The 22,964-nt window shown below is 52.0% G+C and carries 18 protein-coding genes; 6 read left to right on the forward strand and 12 right to left on the reverse strand.

Annotated elements, in window-relative coordinates; translation table 11 throughout:
* Together K3T83_RS06790 and K3T83_RS06795 are read right to left on the reverse strand one after the other, a co-directional pair.
* Positions 1-2,568: a polynucleotide kinase-phosphatase gene (locus tag K3T83_RS06790; protein ID WP_220202211.1), complete on the reverse strand. Its 2,568-nt coding sequence runs from the start codon at positions 2,566-2,568 to the stop codon at positions 1-3.
* The gene (locus K3T83_RS06795; RefSeq protein ID WP_220202212.1) at positions 2,565-3,989 is read right to left on the reverse strand and encodes a 3' terminal RNA ribose 2'-O-methyltransferase Hen1; all 1,425 of its coding nucleotides are present in this window, start codon (positions 3,987-3,989) and stop codon (positions 2,565-2,567) included. Before K3T83_RS06795 ends, K3T83_RS06790 begins: the two co-directional genes overlap by 4 nt.
* 359 nt (positions 3,990-4,348) lie before the next feature.
* Here K3T83_RS06795 and K3T83_RS06800 point away from each other — a divergent pair, with 359 nt between their 5' ends.
* Entirely contained in the window at positions 4,349-5,689 is a 1,341-nt protein-coding gene (locus K3T83_RS06800; protein WP_220202213.1) for an ArnT family glycosyltransferase, read from the forward strand.
* The gene (locus tag K3T83_RS06805; RefSeq protein ID WP_220202214.1) at positions 5,689-7,086 is read left to right on the forward strand and encodes a hypothetical protein; all 1,398 of its coding nucleotides are present in this window, start codon (positions 5,689-5,691) and stop codon (positions 7,084-7,086) included. The genes K3T83_RS06800 and K3T83_RS06805 overlap by 1 nt, the downstream gene beginning before the upstream one ends.
* Positions 7,087-7,161: 75 nt before the next feature.
* Here K3T83_RS06805 and K3T83_RS06810 read toward each other — a convergent pair whose 3' ends face one another.
* Complete coding sequence (locus K3T83_RS06810) at positions 7,162-7,980, reverse strand: ThuA domain-containing protein (protein WP_220202215.1); 819 nt, start codon at positions 7,978-7,980, stop codon at positions 7,162-7,164.
* 330 nt (positions 7,981-8,310) lie between these two features.
* Between K3T83_RS06810 and K3T83_RS06815 the strand changes: the two genes are divergently transcribed.
* Positions 8,311-8,946: a mycothiol-dependent nitroreductase Rv2466c family protein gene (locus K3T83_RS06815; RefSeq protein ID WP_220202216.1), complete on the forward strand. Its 636-nt coding sequence runs from the start codon at positions 8,311-8,313 to the stop codon at positions 8,944-8,946.
* A gap of 36 nt (positions 8,947-8,982) precedes the next feature.
* Here the strand turns inward: K3T83_RS06815 and K3T83_RS06820 are convergent, their stop codons facing one another.
* The 5 genes from K3T83_RS06820 to larE form a co-directional block, all read right to left on the reverse strand.
* Positions 8,983-10,299, reverse strand: a complete 1,317-nt coding sequence (locus tag K3T83_RS06820; protein ID WP_220202217.1) for a hypothetical protein — start codon at positions 10,297-10,299, stop codon at positions 8,983-8,985.
* 179 nt (positions 10,300-10,478) lie between these two features.
* Complete coding sequence (locus K3T83_RS06825; protein WP_220202218.1) at positions 10,479-11,651, reverse strand: aminotransferase class I/II-fold pyridoxal phosphate-dependent enzyme; 1,173 nt, start codon at positions 11,649-11,651, stop codon at positions 10,479-10,481.
* A gap of 131 nt (positions 11,652-11,782) precedes the next feature.
* The gene (nifS, locus tag K3T83_RS06830; protein ID WP_220202219.1) at positions 11,783-12,949 is read right to left on the reverse strand and encodes a cysteine desulfurase NifS; all 1,167 of its coding nucleotides are present in this window, start codon (positions 12,947-12,949) and stop codon (positions 11,783-11,785) included.
* Positions 12,950-13,032: 83 nt separating this feature from the next.
* Positions 13,033-13,701, reverse strand: a complete 669-nt coding sequence (locus tag K3T83_RS06835) for a hypothetical protein (RefSeq protein ID WP_220202220.1) — start codon at positions 13,699-13,701, stop codon at positions 13,033-13,035.
* A gap of 18 nt (positions 13,702-13,719) precedes the next feature.
* On the reverse strand, positions 13,720-14,607 hold the full coding sequence (larE, locus tag K3T83_RS06840; protein WP_220202221.1) for an ATP-dependent sacrificial sulfur transferase LarE: 888 nt from the start codon (positions 14,605-14,607) through the stop codon (positions 13,720-13,722).
* 345 nt (positions 14,608-14,952) lie between these two features.
* Here larE and K3T83_RS06845 point away from each other — a divergent pair, with 345 nt between their 5' ends.
* Both K3T83_RS06845 and K3T83_RS06850 read left to right on the forward strand, forming a co-directional pair.
* A complete protein-coding gene (locus tag K3T83_RS06845; RefSeq protein WP_220202222.1) occupies positions 14,953-15,531 on the forward strand; it encodes a nucleotidyltransferase family protein in 579 nt (192 codons plus the stop codon).
* Between the two features lie 98 nt (positions 15,532-15,629).
* A complete protein-coding gene (locus K3T83_RS06850) occupies positions 15,630-16,013 on the forward strand; it encodes a tetratricopeptide repeat protein (RefSeq protein WP_220202223.1) in 384 nt (127 codons plus the stop codon).
* On the opposite strand, the gene tmk is transcribed toward K3T83_RS06850, so the two are convergent.
* From tmk to K3T83_RS06865, 3 genes are all read right to left on the reverse strand, one after another.
* Positions 16,008-16,670: a dTMP kinase gene (gene tmk, locus K3T83_RS06855; RefSeq protein WP_220202224.1), complete on the reverse strand. Its 663-nt coding sequence runs from the start codon at positions 16,668-16,670 to the stop codon at positions 16,008-16,010. The two genes, K3T83_RS06850 and tmk, sit on opposite strands and share 6 nt — an antisense overlap.
* Positions 16,671-17,276: a dCTP deaminase gene (locus K3T83_RS06860; RefSeq protein WP_220202225.1), complete on the reverse strand. Its 606-nt coding sequence runs from the start codon at positions 17,274-17,276 to the stop codon at positions 16,671-16,673.
* Positions 17,277-17,394: 118 nt separating this feature from the next.
* Positions 17,395-19,461: an exonuclease domain-containing protein gene (locus K3T83_RS06865; RefSeq protein ID WP_220202226.1), complete on the reverse strand. Its 2,067-nt coding sequence runs from the start codon at positions 19,459-19,461 to the stop codon at positions 17,395-17,397.
* Positions 19,462-20,028: 567 nt separating this feature from the next.
* Between K3T83_RS06865 and abc-f the strand changes: the two genes are divergently transcribed.
* Positions 20,029-21,702, forward strand: coding sequence for a ribosomal protection-like ABC-F family protein (gene abc-f, locus K3T83_RS06870; RefSeq protein ID WP_220202227.1), 1,674 nt, complete (start codon positions 20,029-20,031; stop codon positions 21,700-21,702).
* A gap of 33 nt (positions 21,703-21,735) precedes the next feature.
* Here abc-f and K3T83_RS06875 read toward each other — a convergent pair whose 3' ends face one another.
* Positions 21,736-22,953 carry a hybrid sensor histidine kinase/response regulator gene (locus tag K3T83_RS06875; RefSeq protein WP_220202228.1) on the reverse strand — a complete coding sequence of 406 codons (1,218 nt, stop codon included), beginning with the start codon at positions 22,951-22,953 and terminating at the stop codon, positions 21,736-21,738.
* Between the last annotated feature and the right edge of the window lie 11 nt (positions 22,954-22,964).

Here is a 22,964-nt window from a genome sequence, read left to right on the forward strand (position 1 = left end):
TCACAGCCGAGGATCGACCGGCTCACTCTCCAGCGCCAGGACACCGAAGACGCATTCATGCACACGGCGTAGCGGTTCGCCAGCGACGAAGCGTTCCAGCGCTTCGATGCCCAGGGCGAACTCGCGTCGCGCCAGACTGCGTTTTCCGCTCAGACTGCGCTGGCGCAGCCGTGCCAGGTTCTCCGGCAGGTCATAGGTCGGCCCGTAGATGATACGTAGGTATTCCCGACCGCGGCACTTGACGGCCGGCTGGAGCAGGCCATGTTTGCCGTGCGCAATAAAGTCAGCGGGTTTGACGACCATGCCTTCGCCGCCGTGGTCCGTCAGTTCCCGCCACCATGCAATCCCCTCGGCCACGCTCTCGTCATCGTTGACCGTGATGACCTTGCAGGCTGTTGCCAAGAGCAGTGCCTCGTCGGCACGGCAGAGTTCCGAAAGCCGTTCCATATGCCAGATGTGAGGCTTGTCTGTGTGGACTGCGTCCTGCGTCGCCAGCAGGTGAAATGGTGCCAACCTAAGATCGTCGATGGAACTCACGTGCCAGCAGTAGCGACGATACGCCGTGACGTACTGGCGCGCCAGTTGCTGGCGCTGGCAATAGATCTCTCGCAGCGCCTCGGCCTCGCTTTTGTGCTGGGCTGCCTGCGTCAAGGCCGCCACAGCATCATCAAGAACAGTGTGCGCGGCGGCGCCGACAGCAGCGTATTGCTGGAGCAGGAGGGATTGCGCCTTGACCGACCAGGGCATCAGTTCGGCATCCAGGCAGAGCCAGTCGGTCGCAAATCGCTCCCACCATCCCGCCCGTTCGCAGGCGATGCGCACTCTTTCCAGCAGCGCAGCTTCGAGGGCGGCATCATCGAAGAAACGGCGCCCGGTACGTGTGTAGCAGATGCCGCAACCTTGACCCATGGTGCCAAAACACCGCCGCGCGGCATCCTCATTACGGCAGACAATCACTACGACACGCGAACCCATGTGCTTCTCTTCGCAGATCACCTGTGCGATGCCCTCTTGCCGATAATAAGCGAACGCTTCGGCGGGATGCTCCAGCATCCCTGGCTCCTGGCTCGTCTCGCATGGCGACATCGTGGGCGGCAGGTAGATGAGCCAGCGAGGATCGGCAGCGAAGCGGCTCATTACTTCCAGGGCGGCGCTGGCGTTCTCCTGGCGGATCGTGATCGTGCGCTGCAGTCGCGTGGTGAGCAGGCGCTTGCCCGTCACATCCTCAATATCAAGGAGGTCGTCGTGCTGCTGCTGGGCCGTGAGTCGCGGCCGCTGCTCTTGGGGAACCGTGAGGGGCCGCGCAGGCTCGCAATAGACACGCTTGGTGGGGACGGAAACGAGCTCTTTTTCTGGATAGCGCAGGGCCGTGAGTTGTCCACCAAAGACGCAGCCCGTATCGATATTGAGCGTACGATTGAGCCACTCAGGTTCAGGAACGGGGGTGTGACCGTAGACGACCATCGCGCGCCCCCGATATTCTGCCGCCCAGTTGTAGCGCACAGGCAGGCCGAATTCGTCGGTCTCGCCCGTCGTTTCGCCATACAGGGCGAAGTCGCGTACCGCACGCGAGCCCCGTCCCTGCATCGTCTCCTTCATACCAGCGTGAGCCACGACCAACTTGCCGTCGTCTAACACATAATGACTGACCAACGCATCAAGAAACTGCTCGACCTGGGAGCGAAAAGCCAGCGGCTGTGACTCCATCTGCGCCAGCGTCTCAGCGAGACCATGCGTGATCGAAACCTTTTTGCCTTGCAATTTCTTGAGCAATTTCATGTCATGATTCCCTGGCACGCACAGCGCCTGACCACCAGCGACCATATCCATGACGAGCCGCAGCACGCCCGGTGAGTCAGACCCACGATCCACCAGATCGCCCAAAAAGATCACTTTACGCCCTTCGGGATGCCAAACCTTGCCCTGCCCATCCGGCTTCTCTCTCGTCTCGATGCCGTAGCCAAGCTGCTCCAGCAGCGCACACAATTCGTCGTAGCAGCCATGTACGTCACCGATGATGTCGAAAGGGCCGTGCTCATGCTTGAGATTGCACCACAGCGGCTGGCGCTCGACTTTGGCTTCCTCGACCTCCTGCAGAGTCGTGAGAACGTACGTGGCATGGAATCCCTCTCGGCGTAGTCCGGCAAGCGAGCGATGCATCTGCGCTGCCTGCCGGCGCACGACATGTGGACCGAAATCACGGTCGGGGCGTTGCTGGTTGCGTGTATGGCAGATTGCCTCGGGCAAGTTAAAGATGATCGCCGTCGTCAGCGCATGGTATTCGCGCGCCAGAGCGATGAGCGGCTTGCGATCCTCCGGCTGGACATTGGTGGCATCCACCACCGTCAATTTACCAGCAGCCAGCCGTTTGGCGGCAATAAAATGCAGCACAGCGAAGGCATCCTTTGTGGCAGACTGGTCGTTTTCGTCGTCAGAGACCAGGCCGCGATAAGTGTCAGACGACAAAACCTCGGTCGGCTTGAAGTGGGTGCGCGCAAAGGTAGACTTGCCGGAACCAGAGGGGCCGATCAGCACTACCAGCGACAGTTCCGGAATCGTGATCTTCATGCGTCTTGCTCCTTCGAGAACATTACCGCTTGTGAGGGTGAGCCGTGTGTCTCATCTTGTGCCCCGATCGGGAAAAAGCGCACGCTGTAGCCGTATTGCCTGGCGATGCGTTGTCCCCACGTCTGAAATTCCGCCCGTGACCACTCGAAGCGATGATCGGCGTGGCGCAGCCTCCCCTCCGGAAGCGTGGCATAATTGACGTTGTATTCGGCATTGGGTGTGGTGACGACGACCATCCCCGGCCTAGCGCACTCAAAGATGACACGCTCGAAGGCGGAGAGGCGCGGCGGGTCAAGATGCTCGATGACTTCGGTCGCGGCAGCAGCATCGAAGCCTTGCAGGCGCTTATCACGATAGGTCAGCGCGCCGTGAATGAGAGTGACGCGCTCGCGCTGCTTTGACGGCAGGCGCTCTAGACGCAGGCGGCGCTGCGCGATCTCCAGCGTGCGATAGGAGACATCCATGCCAACGATGCGCTCGAACTGCTTCTCCTGCAGCAGAAGCTTGAGCAACTTTCCCTCCCCACAGCCCAGATCGAGAACGCTCCTGGCGTTACTCTCGCGCAGGAGAGAGAGCACCGTATGCAGGCGCAGCGTGTGCAGGCTCTGGTGCTGCTCCTGTGCGGCCTCGGTGCCTGCTGCAGTAGGCACCTCATCGTCACTTTCAGGATCGCCGCTCTCTTCCGACTCACTCTCCTCTTCGGTAACGAGACGTGCGATGGCCTCGCGCACAAGGCTGCGCTGGTGTTTGAGGTAACGCGAGGTGATGTGATCGCGCTCAGGATGTGTCTCCAGCCAGCCGCGGCCGCGCCGCAGCAACTTCTCTACCTCATCGTCGCCGATCCAATAGTGCTTCTCATCGTCGAGGACGGGGATCAGGACGTAGAGGTGATTGAGCAGTTCGCTTAACCGGCAGCACTGTGTAAGCGTGATAGTGTAGTAGTGGCTCATACCCCACGCAGGAAACTCCTCATCCAGCACATGAGGTGTGATGGTCACGGTGTAGGCCAACGGCTCGAAGAGGCGGCGCAGAAAAGCTTCGCCGCCCCGGCACTTCACTACGGAAATTGTTGCCTCCAGGGGCAGCGGTGTATTCACCAACTCTGGGCGCTGGGCGCAGTGCCCATTGAGGGCTGTTCCCATCGTCTGCGCCAGGGCGACGCTGAGGAATGAGGAGGCGGCATAGGGGCGGTCATTAACGTATTGCTCAAGCGAGAGTGCTTCGCCTTTGCGCCGCACAAGTTGGATGGGATCGATGTCGAGCAACAGCGCCGCCGTGCAGCGTCGAACACTGGCCTCGGGATAGAAGATATGCGCAGTGCCGTATGCCAGCAGGAACGACTGCACGCGCGCCGGATTTTTGTGCAGCAGGTAGCCCAGGTCAGTTGCTGGCTGATGTGTCGTAGTGAGAGTAAGCAGCATGAAGTTCCCTCCAATGATAGTGCATTAGTTTGTGACCCCATTGTAACATGCATGGTCCATGTGGATAAGCAATGAAAGCAAAAGATGGAGTACCCACTTCTCTCATTATTTTGGAGAGATGCTGGGAAGCATGGTCTTGCAGTAGGAAAACGGAAGCATAGGCTTACAGATTTTGCAAAACCCATTGGTTAAATGACAACCCACACATGTGGAATTAACTATAAGGGCATATATTCGGAAGAGGAATCGTTAACAACCGTTCGGCCAAACTTGTGCCTAAATCGTTACCTACAAGCACACCACTCGTTTAAGTGGTAGGTATTATCCCGCACTTCACACGAAAAAGAGATATTTGCTGCATGAGACGTTTACGCACATATGCACCGATTATAACTATCTTTTGTCTGGCATTGCTGGTCCGCCTGGTTTATAACGTCACCGTTGCTCGCGGCTACTTTCCAGCATATGATGCCCGCTATTACGACACGATTGCGAAAAATCTGTTGGGCGAACATTGCTTTTGCCTGGTTGGACACACACCCACCACAGATCGCGCACCGCTCTGGTCGTTTATTATCGCTATCATTTACGCCGTCACTGGCCCAATAAATTTCTATGCCCGCCTCTTTTTTTGCTTAATCGATGCTGGAACATGCGTCATCGTTTACCTTCTTGCCAGAGATATTTTTAACCAACGGATTGGCCTGATTGCCGGAATACTGGCGGCGCTATACGCTGGCCTCTTTATCTACACTGGCTGGCTCTATACAGAAACGCTCTATACTTTTTGCCTGATGGCCTTCGCCTACACGCTCTACCTTCTGCAACGCACTGGTCTCCTCCGTTGGGCCGTCTACAGCGGTCTCAGCCTCGCTCTGGCCTCGTTAACGCGACCAAATGGCTTTTTTGCTCTTGGCATGGTCTGCGTCTGGGGTATTATCGTCATCCGCGCCAAGATCATCCCCTGGCGTACAGTGGTCAGAGCTATACTGATTATTGCCCTGATAACAGCCGGGTTGCTCGCTCCCTGGACGATACGCAATTATCGCGTTGCCCATATCTTTATTCCCGTTGCGACTGGCAGCGGCGTCGTTCTCGCGGGAGTTTACAACGATACGGCGCTCACCGATCCTGAACTACTGGGCATGTGGGTGCCGGGCAATCGCATACGCCCACCCATTCCGCGCTCAGCACACCCAAGCTATATGGGAGAAAACGAGAACAGAGGCTACGCACTCCACTGGATAGACACGCACCTCTCCTCTATGCCCTATCTGCTCAGCCTCCACTTCATCAATACCTGGAAACCCTACACTTCTGAAGAAGGGCTACCATTCAGAGAATTTCCTGACCGCACCTCGTCCAAAATTGCCTGGAATCTCATACAATACATGCCGATAGTGATCATCGCACTGGCAACATTGGGACTCGCAACGACCTGGAAGAAACGTTTAGATCTGCTCGTCATCTACCTGATCCTTTTACTCACAATAGGAGTAAATATAGCCTTTTACGGCAGTATGCGTTTCCGCGCACCAATTGAGCCACTATTAGTTATCCTTACTGCGGGTGCAATCTGGTGGCTCACAGGAACATTGCGTACATTACGACAAGATAAGAGTAATAACACAAAACAACACGATGGAACAAACATTTCCACAGTTTCCGCTGGAAACAACGAGAAAGTGACCAAACCCTGATGGAAGACTTGCAAGCAAAGGATATGCCTGCTGAACAAGCATTACCATATAAACGGATACAGGCAATTATTGAAACGGCGTTGATCGTCATCGGATTGGTGGCGATGACGTTGCTCTTAAATCATGGCATGTATGGGGATGGCAAGAAGCGTTTTCTCGCTCTGACAGCCTTACTGACTCATGGCGACATCAAAGACGGACCCTATTCCCAATATTCGTTGATCGGCCCGCTTTTCTCCATCCCTTTCTGGTATCTGGGCAAGTGGCTCTCCACGCCGCTCCAGATGATCTCACAATATAATCAGTTCGTCTTTGCCTGCGGTCTGCTCTGTATCTATCTGCTATTAAAAAACCGCATAGATCGCCACCTGTTGCGTAAATTTCTCATCATTCTGCTGGCAGCCTCGATGTTTAGCATGAACGTCACAGCGTATTATGGAGAAGTGTTTACGGCTCTGCTCGTTGGCGTGGGCATACTGGCCCTGTTGCTCAGTTCAACCTCGCTCGTTGGCTGGGGAGCGATCATAATAGGTGTTGCCAACACACCAGCAGCGCTCGTGGGGCTGATCTGTATGATTGGGAAACAACTGCTCGATAGCAAGCGCCTGCGCTACATTCTGATTATAGTGGGGGCAGCTGGTTTGATTATGGCCGAGTCATGGATTCGACGTGGCAGCCCTTTTGCCAGCGGTTATGAGCATGATAGCGGCGCGCATACGGTCATGCCCTATTCGGGTCTGGTTGGCTTTCACTATCCCTTCTTCTTTGGCCTGCTCTCCATCCTGTTCTCATTTGGCAAGGGTATCTTCTTTTTCGCTCCCGGCCTGCTCCTGCCAGTCCGCAAAACCTTGCTAAAGATTGAAAAGAAAGAGAAGCTACAACTCTATCGAGCATATCTGCTGTGGATATTCTTCCTGGTCGGGCTGATCCTCATCTACTCCAACTGGTGGTCATGGTATGGAGGACTGTACTGGGGGCCACGCTTTTTCCTCATCGCCTCACTTCCTGCCTCGTTTGCCCTGGCGCTACGTTTGCACTATAAGGATAGTGCATCACTACCCATCAATCTCTTGACGCTGGGAATTCTCTGCCTCTCCTTCTGGATCGGCCTGGATGGGGCCGTCTACAGCGCCCAAGCAACAGCAATTCCGCTCTGTATGGTCAACAGTGGACGCCTGGAACTGCTCTGCCACTATACGCCCGATTTCAGTGCGCTGTGGTATCCCTTTGTCCAGCCACAACGTCTCGATCAATCTCGCGCCCTGTATGTCGTTTACTGGACCTTCACCTTTGCTTATTTGCTGCTCCCCTTGCTCATCAAAGTCATAGCACAAACTGGCGCTTTCCTGAAAGCATTCTCTACAACCCATCTCGATATGGGGAAATGGCGCATCTAAACACAACACCAACAAAGAGAGGGTACATTTTCGGACGATGTACCCTCTCTTCTTCTATCAAACGCTCCAGCATACTCAAGCAGCGGCTCCAGCGGCATACATAACACCTCCCCAAAGATGTTGCAAAAATAGAGGGTCTTTATAGCTCTCTGATGTATGCCCCAACGCTGTATACCAGGCTCGCCCACCATCATATTGATGATACCAGGCGATAGGATGAAACGCTCCCATATTGCCCCCTTGATACGTTTTTTCATCGACCGTCATGAGTACGTGAACGCTATCGCGGGGATTCGTAGCAAAATTGTACCACTCGTCGGTTCTGGTCCAATGTTCAGGTAGCGTAGAGGTCGAAGGGTGATGATGGTCGATCACATCCACCGTCGCTGATTGAGTATGCGGATGATTGCGAAAATACGCGCCAACGAGCTTGCCATACCATGCCCATTTATACTCTGTATCGGTGGCTGAATGCACGCCCGCATAGCCTCCTCCTGCCCGAATATAACGCTCAAAAGCTGCCTGCTGCTCATCATTGAGGATCTCTCCAGAGGTGAGCAGAAAAACAACCGCATTGTAACGCGCTAAATTGGCATCGGTGAACAGCGCTGCATCTTCGCTAAAATCAGCAGTAACGGCTTTTTCGGCAGCAAGTTTGCGCAATGCTGCAATCCCATCAGGGATAGACGCATGACGAAACGCACCCGTTTTGGAAAAAACCAGTATCCTCACAGAGCAATCCTTTCCACGCACAGTGCCAGGTTGACCTTTACAGCCCGATTGCGCCTCAGCCGTCAGACGCTCAGATCGAAAGCGATACCCTAGAAACGATACAACGATCACAGATAGCGCAAGAACAGAGACGAAAACAAGCACCCAGGACTTCTTAGACATGCTCTACCTCCTGGTTATGGTGGCCATCGAGAACAACAATATATGCATTAACACGCGCCCATTGCGCAACCTTTTCATTGGTACATTTCTCGTCGTGAGAGAGCCAACGCCTGTAGCATATAACAACAATGGACAATCCTCAAAAACGATGGCGAAATTTCTATAAATCGACTATGTACATTTTAACTACGCACTGCCCTGATAGTTCCCCGGACAAACTTGACATGTTCCTGTCCCTCAACGTATCCTATTTTTGTTAGAAGCTATACTTTGTGAAGCACACCCTGATTGAGATGTGCAAGTGAAAAGCACCAGGGAGGAAAGCAATACATGGCTGTAAAAGACACAACAAAGCCTGTCACGATCAATTTTCATTTCGACCCTCAGTGTCCGCTGGCCTGGCGAACAGCTCTATGGGTACGCGAGACGCGTAATACTCGCCCCGTCACGATCCAATGGCGCTTATTTAGCCTCGAAGTCGTCAACCGCAAAGAAGGGGTGGAACCCGATTATGTGAATGGCTTCGGTTGGGCTGCTCTACGTACCCTGGCCCTTGCGCGACGGCAAAAAGGGAATGAGGCCATCGAAAAGCTCTATGTTGCCCTGGGAAACGCGGCTCATGGACGCAAAGAAAGCATTCGCCAGCGTGAAGGGGTCGAGAAAGTGGCACAAGAGGCTGGGTTTGGTGCAGACTTTGTGGAGACCGCGCTCAACGATGAAAGCACCATTCAAGATGTGCTCAATGACCATGAAGAGGCGGTAAAACGCTATCATGCCTTTGGCGTGCCAACTATTGCACTAGAAGGCTCCAACGTAGGCTTTTACGGCCCGATCATCAACACAGTCCCTCAGGGAGAAGAGGCTGCCGATCTCTGGGACTATACGCTCTGGGCACTCCAGCAACCAAATATATTCGAGCTAAAACGTGATAGAAGCCAGGCCGAATGGGGGCCGGTTTCGGCATAACAGCCTTATTGCCCGTTTATAGAAAGCAAAGCGATATCAGAGCGTATCATGTACATCTGATATCGTCTTATTTTTGCTGCGAGGCCGCCGCAACCAGAGCGAAACATGATCTGGCAACATTGTCTCTTCCACAACCACAACCAACCTCTCCCGCAACTGCTCCAGATCGATCTCCTGACGCAATGTTGAACTAAACGCAGCCAATGCGCGGGTCGCGTTATATTTTTGACGATAGAAGCGCCGATCAATCAGAGATTGTAGTGCGCGGCGTAGAGGCTGGAAAAGAGCCGCCGTTACCAGCGTCGAGCCAACTTCAGCGACAGTTGATCCTGCGGTTACACCACTCAAGAGAAGCTGTAACGTGATCACCAGGGCAAGGTAGACCAGGAAAAGCAGGCCGGTCAGCAAGCTATAGACAAGCGTGCGGTTGATGAGGATATCGATATCCCAGAGTCGATAGCGCATGATTGAAAAGCCTATCGACAACGGCAACAACAGAGCAAAAACGTAGTACACAGGCACGCCGATCAAAATATAGAGAATGCGAGTAGTCCCAGGCTCATAGAATGGTCGGAACAGCAGTCCGGGCAAGAAAAAGGCGATATAACCCAGCAGAGAAGCCGTCGCTCCGAACATCACCCATTTCGTTTGCTGACGCTGAATAGGAGTGGAGATGTAGACATACCGATAAATCTGAGAGAAGAGGCCGGTGCCAAGCCAGGCCAGAAAGAGCAAAAAGACGGGAAGGGGAAGTTGCAGAGGAGTATGAATCATATTTAAAGGTACTGCGGGAAACCAGAGCCAGATCAGCGTGGCAATAATCCAGAGCAGTGCCAACCAGCGGGTCCAGCGCGGCACAAAGCGACCGCTGGGAAAGAGATAGCCAAAGAGCAGCGTAAAGATCTGTCCAAAGGCGCGGAAATAGTCCATAGCGGCATGCAGAGCGGGGCTAGCCGTCACCAGCGAATCGACCGGTCGCGTTACCCATATGCTATAGATGACAAGTACCAGAGCAACGAACATAGCGATCCATTCACGCGACACACGCCAGAAAACGATGGCCGCAATGCTCGAACACCCGAGAATATTCAGGACATCAGCTATTGTAATAGCATTGGCGAAGGCAGCGTGAGAGAAACCAAGCAGCTGCAAACTACTCTGATTTTTCTGAGCAATCAAGAGCAGCTGGGCGTATCGAACGGGCATCGAGGCAAAGAATATACCAAGCCCGGCGAGGATCACACCAGCAGACAACAATCGTGTCAATAACAGAGCTTGACCTTGCAGATAGGTATATGTATCGGACAAAAAGACGAGAAGAATATTTTGCTGATGATCTTTTTTCTGCTTCAAAAAGGGCGTATTTCTTTTCTCCATAGGCATAGCAAGCAATCTGGCTCAAATTTATCTCGATAAAAAAGCCCGATCACTCGATGAGAGGGACGCATGATCGGGCTTTTCAGGATTGCGGCATCGGCCTTCAACCATTTCGCAGTGGCACCTCGCGAATGAGAGGGGCCGATCATAATGTGTTATTGGTGCTTCTTTACGAAGCGCTCAATGCGCACCAGAGCCTCTTCTAATTGATCATACGCCGTACAATACGCACAACGCACATAACCCTGACCAGCAGCTCCAAAAGAGCTACCCGGGACAACCGCGACCTTCTCCTCAAAGAGCAGCTTTTCCGCAAACTCTTCATCGCTCATGCCCGTTCCGCCAATATAGGGGAAAGCATAAAACGCGCCCTTTGGTTCGCAGGCAGGCAAACCGATGCGATTTAAGCCAGCAACGAACATACGTCCTCGACGCTCATAGTCATCGTGCATTGCCTTGACATCATCTTCCCCGTGACGCAGCGCTTCCAACGCCGCCTCTTGCGCTGTCGTCCCTGCACACATGATGGTATATTGATGAACCTTGAGCATGGCCTCAAGCACACGTGAGGGAGCTGCAACGTACCCTATGCGCCATCCAGTCATCGCATAGGCTTTAGAGAAGCCATCGAGCAATAGCGTGCGCTCCTGCATGCCGGGCAGGGCAGCAATGCAGACATGTTCAGTGCTATAGACGAGACGGCTATAGACTTCATCAACCGCCACGACCAGATCATGCTCCACTGCCAGCCGTGCAATCCCCTCCAGTTCGGCACGCGGAATAATAGCCCCGGTCGGATTATTCGGATTACCAAGCAGGATCATTTTTGTCTGAGGCGTAATGGCAGCAGCAATCTCCGCCGCTCGAATGCCAAAGTCATATTGAGCATAGGTGGGCACGGGTACAGGAACGCCGCCAGCAAAAATAATATCGGCTTCATATGCAACGTAGCCAGGATCGGGCGCAATCACCTCATCGCCAGGATCAAGGATTGTACGCATCGCAAGATCCACGCCCTCACTGACCCCAACCGTTGCCAGGATTTGTGTGCGCGGATCATAGACCAACCCATAGCGGCGCTGCAACATCGCCGCAATCTCTTCACGCAGCTCCAGCAACCCATAGTTAGACGTGTAGCGTGTGTGCCCTTCTTGAATAGAGCGAACACCAGCCTGACGAATATGCTCTGGCGTGACGAAATCAGGTTCACCAACACCAAGCGAGATCACATCTGGCATCGTATTGATAATATCAAAAAACTTGCGAATGCCCGAAGCTTTCACCTGCCGAACGCGTTGTGAAAGCATTTCACGTTTGAGAGTATCCATACTATTCATTTCCTCTTTTCCCCGTCACGGTTGCGCTACGAGCAGCAACCGGCAATGATTGCCATCCCAACTGACAACAGAAATTTGGTCTCTACAGGTAGTATACGTTTTGCGCTAACCGAACAGGAAATTTATATGCCCAGGTTTCTCAACTTCTCAATGATACCAGGCAAGGCTGAAATGATCGTTTCCACATCCTCCTCGGTATTCTCTTTCCCCAGCGTGAGGCGCAGGCTGCCATGCGACCACTCGGGTGGAAACCCCATCGCGATCAACACATGGGAAGGATCGACGGAGCCAGATGTGCAGGCGGACCCAGTGGAGGCAGCAACCCCTAACAGGTCAAGATTGAGCAGAATAGACTCGCCCTCGACGCCCTCAAAACAGAAGCTTGCATTATTGGGCAGGCGCTCAGTGGGATGCCCGGTAAGGCGGCTGTTGGGGATCTGCAATATCCCGGCGATCAGGCGATCACGCAACGCTTGAATGCGCGGCGTTACCTCCGTCAGCTCCTCCTGTGCCAGTTGTAAGGCCGCAGCGGTACCAACGATCCCGGCTACATTCTCGGTTCCGGCGCGCCTTCCCCGCTCTTGAGAGCCCCCCTGCAATTGTGGCAAAATGCGCATCCCCTGTCGCACATATAAGATCCCCATGCCTTTAGGACCGTAGAACTTATGCGCGGACAGGGAAAGCATATCGACATTCAAAGCGGCGACATCGATAGGCAAAGCACCGCCAGCCTGAACCGCATCAACGTGGAAGGGGATCTTGCGCGCACGACAAATGCGGCCAATCTCAGCAATAGGCTCGATCGTTCCAACCTCGTTATTGGCGTACATGACCGAGACCAGGACGGTTTGATCGGTGATTGCACGGGCCACATCATCAGGATTGATCCGCGCATATTCATCGACGGGCAAGTATGTCGTTTTAAAGCCAAAGCGTTCCAGATATTGGCAGGTGTGCAAGACGGCATGGTGTTCAATCGGCGACGTGATGATATGGTTGCCCTTTTTCTGCGAAGCAAACGCCATCCCCTTGATCGCAAGATTATCGCTTTCAGAACCACAGCCGACAAACGCAATCTCCGTTGGGCGACAATGCAGGATCTCAGCGACCTGCTCACGAGAAGAGTCAATGGCTTGCATAGCATGGCGTCCCAACGTATAAATGCTGCTGGCATTCCCATACTCAGTGGTAAAGTACGGAATCATAGTATCCAGTACACGTCGGTCAAGGGCAGTGGTTGCCGCATGATCAAGATAGATAGTGCGAGTAGTAGCAGTACGCTCTGACATCGTGATATTCCTGACTATCGAATGGTAAATGATATCAACGATAGAGATAAAAACGACATACCAATAACGATTCGCCAGATAGCTTACAAATCACCCCAGTTATAGACAGTATCAGGCACTACATTGGGAGACTGATAGGCCATCGTAATTAACGTATGAGCAGAAAGTTCGATCTTATGAAAATCGCCAGTGTAAGGCTTCCCGTTCACATAGACCTTCCATCCATCAGTGTTTGAGAGCTGGACTGGATATTGCTGCTGAGGAAAGACCTGGCTCCACTCCTTGAAAAAGGTTCCCAGCGTAAAGGCCTGTTGACCTGGTGCCTCCACGTGGATTACGCCGCTGGTATCATGCGTATGCAACCAGTACAGGCACGATTGGTCGCTGGCAATCCCAATATTCTGAGGAACAGGCATCTGCTGCCCATCAATATAGAGCGAAAGATGAGCATGGACGTGATAAGCGACCTGTTCATTCGCTTCACACACAATGTTATCCACCTGGGGATAAGCAGGATTGCTACTCTGAGCGGTCGTCGTTGCAGGCGAATTGTCAGGAGCTTTTGAAAACAAGTAAACAGAAGCCGCCACAACAAGGACAACAACGAGAATGCTGACGCCCAAAACAACGCGATTGCGTTTAGCTGCGCGGAGACGCTCTTCCTCACGCCTGCGCTGCTCTTCGCGCCGATCACGACGCCGATCCTGCTTCGTTTGCTTCGCCGATGTGCTGCTAGTTACTGGTTTGCTCATACGTTAACACCAACTTCTTTAAGAATTTTCTTGAGATCTCTTCCTCTTGAAGAAACTCTCGTTCATGCTGCCAGTACGATATCCTAAAAGGTCAACCGTTACATAAGTATAGCCTATTTTGCGCAAACCATCAGTCACGGTACGACTCATCTTCTCTTCGATCAAACGTGGTATCTCCGAACGTTCGACTTCAATACGAGCGATCTTATCATGATGGCGCACGCGCAATTGTTTAAAGCCAAGCTCACGTAACAGCTTTTCCGCTTTATACACCATTTGCAACGAAGCAACATCTACTCTGCTGCCATAGGGAATACGAGACGAGAAACAGGCCATTGCCGGTTTATCCCAGACGGGAACGCCCAGCATATGCGCAACGGCGCGAATCTCGCGCTTCCCCATACCAGCCTCTTTAAGCGGCCCTCGCACGCCAAATTCGCGCGCGGCTCGCTGACCGGGCCGAAAATCGCCATCATCGTCTTTATTCACCCCATAAGCAATATAGCGCAGATTATGCTCTTTCGCCAGGGGTTCTAAATGAGAAAATAGTTCATTTTTACAAAAGTAACAGCGATTCACATCATTTGTGACATATCGCTCATCCTCAAGTTCATGGGTCTCTATAGTCAGCAGAGGCAAACCCAACTGTCGCGCGACGGCGATAGCATCCTGCGTCTCTTCAGGAGCATATGCTTCTGAGGATGCGATGACGCCCATTGCTCTCTCACCAAGTGCATCATGAGCCACCTTCAGCAACAGAGCGCTATCAACGCCACCTGAATAGGCAACCAGCACCGACTCCATCTCGCGGAGTATCGCCTGCAAATGCTCATATTTTGCTTGCGTCTCGGCATCCAATACCGTTACGCTCTGCTCATTGACATTAGGGGATGAGGAATTGATCATTGGTACTCACTATCTTTCCTAAAAGGGTGGGCGTAATAACAGCAGGCACCCCATACAGCACTCGGCAGCGCCTCTACAATGCTTTTTCACCAGCAAAACAAGGAAATAATTCCGCTCCTGCTTTCCTGATGAAAGAGCCTTACCTTAGCCGTAATTATAGCACCCGGGACAATACATTGATATTCCTTCACATCAACGCATACAACAACGCTTATCAGCATATATTACAAAGCAGTATCAAGTCAGAAAGCGACTTTTGTTCTGTTCCAGGTGGTATAACAAGAATGGCATCTCGTTCTCAACAACCATCGTTCCAAATACCGTTTCTGGAGAGCACCACAACCTATGCCAACACAGGGTACAACAGCAGTCATCATTCTTGCCGCCGGGAGTTCCAGTCGCATGAGCGGTGGACATCATAAACTCCTGCTTCCATTAGGGGGCCGCCCAGTGCTGATTCATGTTCTTGAAACAGCTCTCGCTTCTCAGGCCAGGCCAATTATCCTTGTTCTGGGCCATCGGGCAGATGAAATACGCTCACAGGTGGCCGCACATATCAAGCAGCACGATATCTCCATTATTGAGAATCCCGACTATCAGCAAGGGATGAGTACATCTCTGCATATGGGATTGCAAGCTCTTACAAACATAAGAGATAACAATCATCAGAACGCCGATCTTCCCATCAGTACTGTTATCCTGCTTGGCGATCAGCCCTTGATGACTGCATCGATTATCGACAGACTGATCGCCACAAGAGAGGCAAGTGGAAAATCGATTATTGTCCCGCTTTATCACGGCAAGCGTGGCAATCCGGTCCTCTTCGCCGCCGATCTCTTTCCTGAATTGATGGAAGTGACAGGCGATGAGGGGGCAGAAGCGTTATTATGCGACACCCGCAGGATATTGCCACGGTTGAGTTAAGCGAGGCAACAGCCAGCAGCGATATCGATACCTGGGAAGCCTACCAGCAGGTTGTTGCACAGTGGCAACGCACACAACAATAAGAAGGAAATATGGCAATGAATCGAGAGAGGCAAGATTCTGTGAAGCAACAGGCCGCGTTCTGGCTAAATTATAGTCAACAGCTATCGACAGCCATTCGCTATGTTGAGGCGCTGGCAGCATCTGAACGAGCCGTAGCGCTAGACGGCACCAACGCAGAGGCGTGGTACGTCAAGGGAACATGTCTGGCGATGCTAGCACGCTATAACGAAGCGCTGGAAGATTTCGAGCATGCTTTGCGCCTCGATACACAGTACGTGCCCGCCTGGGACGGCAAAGCATGGGTGCTGGGCATCCTGGGCAAGAAAGCTGAGGCGCTGGCAGCTGTGAACATGGCGCTCAGCCTTGACCCCGATTATTTTGAGGCGCAAAGGCGTAAAAAGCGGCTGGAGGCTCTATAATGTTTCGCTGCTGAACAACTGCTCCACGAGAGTAATGATCTCGCGATGAATCCGCTCTGGCGATTGGGTGGCGTCAATCACTTTAATACGTTCCGGCTCGGCGCGAGCAAGCGCGAGAAACTCGTCACGCAGGCGCTGATGAAATTGTTCGGACTCGGCATCGAAGCGGCTCCGTTGCCCACGCTGGCCGCTTTGATCTTGCACATGATCGGTACGTTCGCGCACCTTCGTTGCATCCAGATCAAGCAAGATCGTCAGATCGGGCACGCGACCCTGAATTGCAATCAGTGAGAGATGCTTAACCAGCTCTGCACCAACACCACGAGCGGCTCCCTGATAGGCAAGGCTGGAATCAAAACAACGGTCGGTAATCACGACTTTTCCGGCGTCGAGCGCGGGGAGGATAACGGCCGCAAAGTGTTGGGCGCGATCAGCCTGAAAGAGAAATGCCTCGGCCAATGGCATAATCGTCAGGTCCGGACGATGAAATAAGAGTTGACGGATCTCTCCACCAAGCGCAGTGCCCCCAGGCTCACGCGTTTGTATATATCCTCGCTCGGTTTCATCCAACCAGCGCGCCAATAACTCTACCTGCGTCGTCTTGCCAGCACCATCAAGCCCTTCAAAAGAGATGAGATACCCTTTCTTTTCCCTCATCTACGCATCCTTCGTGCGAACCCGATCGGTCCGATACACATCATAGTCCCAGTCAAAATAAGGCTTGGGCAACATATCCTGCGGTGTCCAATCATCGCTCTGCTTCCCATACTTGCCGCGATACTCTTTGAGCGTCTCGCCAACATACTCAAAGGTCAGCTGGCAGATGCGGAAGCCAACAGGAACCCAGATCGTGGTCTGTGTATGATTGCTAATCTCCATTGTCCAACGACTGATATAGCCAACATCGCCAACTCCAGCGCACCGGCAGACCGATAGGCCGGAGCGAGCCACAGTACTACGCGAATACATCTTGGCAAGGTATCCGTTATGCCCACCGATTATCTCCTGTGTGTGGGCCAGAATCGTTGTACCGGGACGAATGGCAATCTTTCCACTGTTCGCCTGACGCGGCTCCCCCCAATACAGACGAATCTCTTCAGGATTATCCAGGTGCATCACCTCAATATTGGCGTCCCCCTGAAAGTACCACTCACCAAGACGGCAATCATAGGAATTAGTTCCCAACTGACGAGCATCAAATGGCTCGATGACGATGTTGCCGAGCGCCTTTTCCTCCAAAATGCGTTTATCCGATAATAGCATATTAATGAAATCTCCAACTGATACGTACAGAAGTTCCGATCCCACAAAGCGCGGCTGAACTTTCTTCTCTGAATAATACCACGCCTGACCCACCGATGAGGCACACCCTTCAACAAAATCACATCACTTCATCCAATTCATCGGCTTCATCCTCAAGAGGAACGGCCCGTGCAGCTTCAGCCCCCGACCAGATTTGTTCGACGAGAAGCTGAATGCTCTGTTCATCGCTCAACGCCTGTTGAAAGGGGAAAAACGCGCGGTCATCGCTGTGACGGTGTATCCAACGACTGATAATATTAATCTGATCCACCTCAGCCTGACCCACCATATCGGGCGGTTTCCCAAGTGTGGTCGCAGTCACCAGCAGATCACGCACGGCCTGCATCATCGCTACCTGTTCATGAAGGACGCGCCGCTGTTTTGCCAGTCTCCCATGCCGAATCAGGAAAAGTTCGTCGCACTCCTCTTCAGAAGATGGATAGAGGATCAACAGATTATTTGCCTCGACCGCTCCCGTAATCAGACGTTGCCCGATGAGTACTTCGTCGGCGCTCCGCATCGCATCACGAAACCAGGCGGCGCGTTCATAGTTCAATTGTTGAGATGCCTCATGCATCTGGCGGCGCAGACGTTCAAACAGATCTTCTCGCTCACCGCCGAGAAACGCACAGACCTGGGCAATAACTGCATGGTACTCAGCCGAATCACCATCGCCACGACAGGGCGCGGAACAACGCCCCAGATGGTGGCGCAAACACGGATCAGAAGGCTTCGCTTCTGGAGGGAGAGAACGCGTACAGGTGCGAACAGGGAAGAGCTTCTGTATCAACTCAATCGTGGCATCGACAACGTGCCGACTGCGAAAAGGGCCAAAGTAGCGCGCGCCATCAGCAGCCACATCCCTGGTGGCATAGACACGAGGAAAAGGATGTTGCACATCAATTTTAATGAAAGGATACAGTTCATAGTTCCGCAACTGCACATTATAGGCTGGCTGCAACTCTTTAATAAGCTGCGACTCGACCAGCAGCGCCTCTAATTCAGAACCTAAAACGCGTACCTCGATCTCTTTAATGCTCGGAAGCAGCCCATCCATCTTCCGCGTATAGCCCAACGGCTGACTGTAGTACGACGACAATCTGGCCTTCAAATTCTTGGCCTTGCCAACATAGATGACCTGACCATTTTCATCCTTCATCATATAGATGCCCGGCTTGGTGGGGAAGTCGCGCTTCCAGGCCGGATTGAGCAACAGACTTCCATTTGGCCGCGTTGTTGCCGCCGCTATAGGGCTATCAGCACGCCAGGTTTTGCCTTTTTTTGTGACGACCGCCTGGGTAATATCTCCGGTCCAGGTGACCGGCAACTGCAAGCGCAGGCGCAAATGACCAAGTGTCGCAATGCCCTCCTGTTCAGCCCGTTCGAGCAAGCGCAAAAAGACGGCTGCTGTCACCTGAGTATCGCCCATCGCGCGGTGACGATTGGAAGCGGGAATCTTTAAATGGTTGGCAACCATATCAAGCTTGAAGCGCTTCAGCCCCGGCAACAGGCGTCGTGCCAGTGGGATCGTATCCAGACCTTCATCCGGGAAGACCTGTCCAAGCAATTGCGCTTCGCGAGACAGAAAGTTGAGATCAAAGCTCAGGTTGTGGCCTACGAGTACAGCACCTTCAATAAAATGCAGAAAATCAGGTAAGATTTCAGCTGCCTTTGGTGCATCAATCAGCATTTCAGGTGTAATGCCGGTGAATTTGATAATGAAGGGAGGGATACGACGTTCAGGATTGAGCAAGCTCTGGAAAGAACCGATGATCTCACCATTGCGTAAACGCACACCAGCAACCTCTATAACGCGATCAGAGCCAGGACGTAAACCAGTCGTCTCCGTATCCACAACCACATACTCGATATCGCGCAATAAGCGTTGTGTGCTGTGCCAACTGACCAGCCCCCAATGCCGCAAACCATCTTCCCCATTTTCAGCAGCAACCTCAAACAGGGAAGAACTCTCCAATGTCTGTCGCAAGAGTATGGTCCAGAGCTGGGAACCGTTACTATCAACACTGGCTCCGAAGAGATGACGTACTAGCTGATTTTCAGGGACAGGTTGACCCGCGCTCGCCAACAACTCATGAGCGCGACGCAATAATGTGCCACGCTGCGGCGTGCTATTACTTTCCTGCATTGTCTTGCCGCTTCCCTCTACAACAAAAAAATATATCTAGATCATACGTACGAGAATAACATGAGAGATATGTTTTGACAAGGTTGATAGCACAGAATCTTCCAGGTGTACGCTATTATTTTGTACAAGGAGAAGACATTCAGGAGGTGAATTTCAACAGTTACGCGCATCCATATATTGACTTTTTACAGCCGCCCTTATATACTTTTCTTCAGAAGATTATTCCTCATCTCGTCAGGAGAAACAAAAACGTGTAGCATGAACATAACTATCAAGCAGTTCCTCGTCAGGTAATACTCTTTTACACAATGAAGAATGACATAAAAGTGTAAAGCCTGAACGATACAGCGCATTTCCTAAATCGCTAGCTGCCGTATGTTGTGTTCATGAGGTCTGGTCGCATACATGAAATTGCTCCCCTACGACTCCTGACCCCATCTGCTTGAGATCTACTCGCACGATCCTTTTATCATAGCAATAGGAACACAACATACCAACCTCAAACATTATGTAATTAGAACAACGATGAGTTTCTCATCCAACCTGGAAGTTGAGGTGTATGTTTTTATGTTGTTAACCGTCCGCAATGTGACAAAATCATATGGTGCAATCACAGTCTTGCACAACATATCCTTTGTGGTCAATGCTGCGAGTCGTATTGGCCTTGTCGGTCCAAATGGCGTTGGCAAATCTACCTTATTGCGCCTGCTTGTAGGACAGGAAGAGATAGAGTCAGGAAGCGTTACCTATGGTCCATTGGTCGAGTTTGGTTACCTTCCCCAAACCACGCCCGATTTCTATGGCAACACGGTGCAAGATCTCATTCTGGAATCGGTGGGAAACCTGAAGCGACTGGAAGAACGCATGCACAATCTCGAAGCTCGTATGGCGACCACCGACCCGGAACATCTTCCTATGCTGCTGGAAGAGTATGACAACGTCTCAACGCGCTTCCAGGATCGCGGCGGCTACGATCTTGACTATAAGATAGACAGCATTCTGGATGGCCTGCGCCTCTCCTATCTGCCGCGCACTCAGGCAGTCGATACGCTCTCAGGAGGTGAAAAGGCGCGTCTCGGGGTGGCAGCGCTCTTATTACGTTCTCCTGATATCCTGCTGTTAGATGAACCGACGAATCACCTGGATTTCGCCAGCATGTCGTGGCTGGAAACCTATCTCGCCAACTATAATGGCGCGGTGCTGATGGTTTCCCATGATCGACAGTTTCTCAATCGAGCCGTCAACGCCATCTTCGAGATTGACGAACACGATCATCACCTCAAAACATATGAGGGAAATTACGATGCCTATGTTCAGGTAAAAGCTGCCGAACGGAAGAAATGGGAAGAGGAATATGAACGACAGCAAGAGGAAATCCAGGATTTACGCAAGCGCATAAAAAATGCTGCCTATCAAGTCGGACATGGTTCTCGTCCCACCAGAGATAACGATAAATTTGTGCGTTACTTCCTTGCGCAAAATGTCGATAGCGCCATTTCACGCAATGTGAAAGATGCAGAAGAGCGTTTAAAGCGTATAGAAGCCGATCCTATACAGAGACCACCGGAATTGTTACGGGTAAACTCGCAGTTTCGCGCGATAGCAATGCCATCGCAAACAGTGCTGGAGCTGACTCATGTGACAAAAAACATAGGAGAGCGTCGTTTGTTTGATGATGTCAATCTCACGGTCTCAGCACGAACCCGCATGACACTCACGGGGGCAAACGGAACCGGGAAAACCACCTTGCTCAAACTGATCATGGGTCTTGAAATGGCCGATGCAGGAGATATACGCGTGACAACCAGTGCTCATATCGGTTATCTCCCACAGGATTCTCAATTGGATCTGAACAAGACCATTCTAGAGACCTATAAACAGGGACAGGTTGGTTATGAAGGAGAGCTTATAGGTCGGTTACTTGGCTACGGGCTGTTTCGGCTAGAGGATATGCACAAGACGGTAAGACAACTGAGCATCGGGCAAAGACGCAAGCTGGAAATTGCCTGTTTGATGGCATCTCAGTCAAATATCTTACTGCTCGACGAACCGACAAACTACATAAGCCTGGATGTTCTGGAAGCATTTGAGGCGGCCATTATCGACTTCCCAGGCCCTGTTATCGCCATTTCACATGATCGCTGGTTTATCGAGCGTTTTGGCGGAGAGATCTGGGAAATATCACATGGACATGTCGAGAAGCATGACGATATTCCAACGACCTCACGCCAAACCAACTGACAGGGGGCCACACAACATGAGAAAGACTAACCCTTAGCGCTTTTGAGAACGTGGAGCGATGTTGGTAATATCAATAGCGGCATCAGATGGAGAAGAGAGAGGAAATGTGATAGAAAATACGCTTCCCTGATCCTTGACACTTTGTACATCGATTCGTCCACCATGTCGCTCCACAATCTGTTTAGAGATATACAAACCCAGGCCCAGACCAACACTAGAGCCTGTCTGAACCTCTATCCCTGGCACACGATAAAACCGCTCAAAGATATGAGGCAGCATTTCCGAGGAGATCCCAACACCAGAATCGTGAACCGAAACGATGCACTCCCCATTCTCCTGTCTTACCACCAGGCGAATAGGAGAGCCAGCAGCAGAATATTTACGAGCATTAGAAAGCAAATTAATAACCACCTGCTCAATGCGTTCAACATCGACGGAAACCATTGAATGCTCGTTAAGGATCTCCACACGCACAACTGGAGGAGGATTCGTTCCAGCAACATATTCATTAACCAGCCGCTGGCACAGCTCCCCCATCTCGCATAGCTGCTGATGAAGAACAAACATCCCCATTTCGATAAACGAGACATTCAGGAGATCATTGACCAGTACTTCCATGCGGCGGATCGAGTTCTCCATATTCACCAGACTACTCGCCTCGTTCGATCCTGCTCGCTCCAGGCGTCGGCGCAGTAATTGCGTCATACCCTTCAGGCTTGACAAGGGAGTTTTTAACTCATGGGATGCAATACTGAGAAATTCATCCTTAGCAGCATTCGCAGCAATCAGTTCACGTGTGCGCTCCTGTACCGTTTGCTCAAGAGATTTCGCATGTAATTCCAGCGCTTGTTGTTGTTCGGCGACCTGTATGCGTAACTGATGAGTCTGAATAGCGCGATGAAGAGCAGCAATAAAATAATCGCGCTCAATAGGTTTTTGAATAAAATCGTAGGCACCGCCCCGAAGAGCTTGAATAGCGAGGCTGTGATCGCCATGACCGGTAATCAACAACGTAGGAGTTCGCGGGCACAACTCTTGAATTTTCCCTAATAGGGCTAACCCATCCATGCCCGGCATTTTAATATCACTAACGATAGCGTCATACTCATGATGTTTGATCCGTTCAAGCGCATCTAAAGCCGAATCGCATGTATCTACCTTCACATCGTTCATACGCAGGTAGATAGCCTGCGGCAGCGCTTGCAATAGCGCATTGTCGTCATCAACAATAAGGACGTAAGCTTGATTCATCGGTCTACTAC

It is taken from the genome of Reticulibacter mediterranei (genome assembly GCF_016587455.1).

Bases quoted from the DNA above. Each gene is read 5' to 3' on its own strand.
- K3T83_RS06875 (WP_220202228.1), bottom strand. From the start codon at position 22,953: ATGAATCAAGCTTACGTCCTTATTGTTGATGACGACAATGCGCTATTG.
- tmk (WP_220202224.1), bottom strand. From the start codon at position 16,670: ATGAGGGAAAAGAAAGGGTATCTCATCTCTTTTGAAGGGCTTGATGGT.
- K3T83_RS06860 (WP_220202225.1), bottom strand. From the start codon at position 17,276: ATGCTATTATCGGATAAACGCATTTTGGAGGAAAAGGCGCTCGGCAAC.
- larE (WP_220202221.1), bottom strand. From the start codon at position 14,607: ATGATCAATTCCTCATCCCCTAATGTCAATGAGCAGAGCGTAACGGTA.
- K3T83_RS06835 (WP_220202220.1), bottom strand. From the start codon at position 13,701: ATGAGCAAACCAGTAACTAGCAGCACATCGGCGAAGCAAACGAAGCAG.
- K3T83_RS06865 (WP_220202226.1), bottom strand. From the start codon at position 19,461: ATGCAGGAAAGTAATAGCACGCCGCAGCGTGGCACATTATTGCGTCGC.
- K3T83_RS06825 (WP_220202218.1), bottom strand. From the start codon at position 11,651: ATGGATACTCTCAAACGTGAAATGCTTTCACAACGCGTTCGGCAGGTG.
- K3T83_RS06790 (WP_220202211.1), bottom strand. From the start codon at position 2,568: ATGAAGATCACGATTCCGGAACTGTCGCTGGTAGTGCTGATCGGCCCC.
- K3T83_RS06795 (WP_220202212.1), bottom strand. From the start codon at position 3,989: ATGCTGCTTACTCTCACTACGACACATCAGCCAGCAACTGACCTGGGC.
- K3T83_RS06800 (WP_220202213.1), top strand. From the start codon at position 4,349: ATGAGACGTTTACGCACATATGCACCGATTATAACTATCTTTTGTCTG.
- K3T83_RS06845 (WP_220202222.1), top strand. From the start codon at position 14,953: ATGCCAACACAGGGTACAACAGCAGTCATCATTCTTGCCGCCGGGAGT.
- K3T83_RS06850 (WP_220202223.1), top strand. From the start codon at position 15,630: ATGAATCGAGAGAGGCAAGATTCTGTGAAGCAACAGGCCGCGTTCTGG.
- K3T83_RS06810 (WP_220202215.1), bottom strand. From the start codon at position 7,980: ATGTCTAAGAAGTCCTGGGTGCTTGTTTTCGTCTCTGTTCTTGCGCTA.
- nifS (WP_220202219.1), bottom strand. From the start codon at position 12,949: ATGTCAGAGCGTACTGCTACTACTCGCACTATCTATCTTGATCATGCG.
- abc-f (WP_220202227.1), top strand. From the start codon at position 20,029: ATGTTGTTAACCGTCCGCAATGTGACAAAATCATATGGTGCAATCACA.
- K3T83_RS06805 (WP_220202214.1), top strand. From the start codon at position 5,689: ATGGAAGACTTGCAAGCAAAGGATATGCCTGCTGAACAAGCATTACCA.
- K3T83_RS06815 (WP_220202216.1), top strand. From the start codon at position 8,311: ATGGCTGTAAAAGACACAACAAAGCCTGTCACGATCAATTTTCATTTC.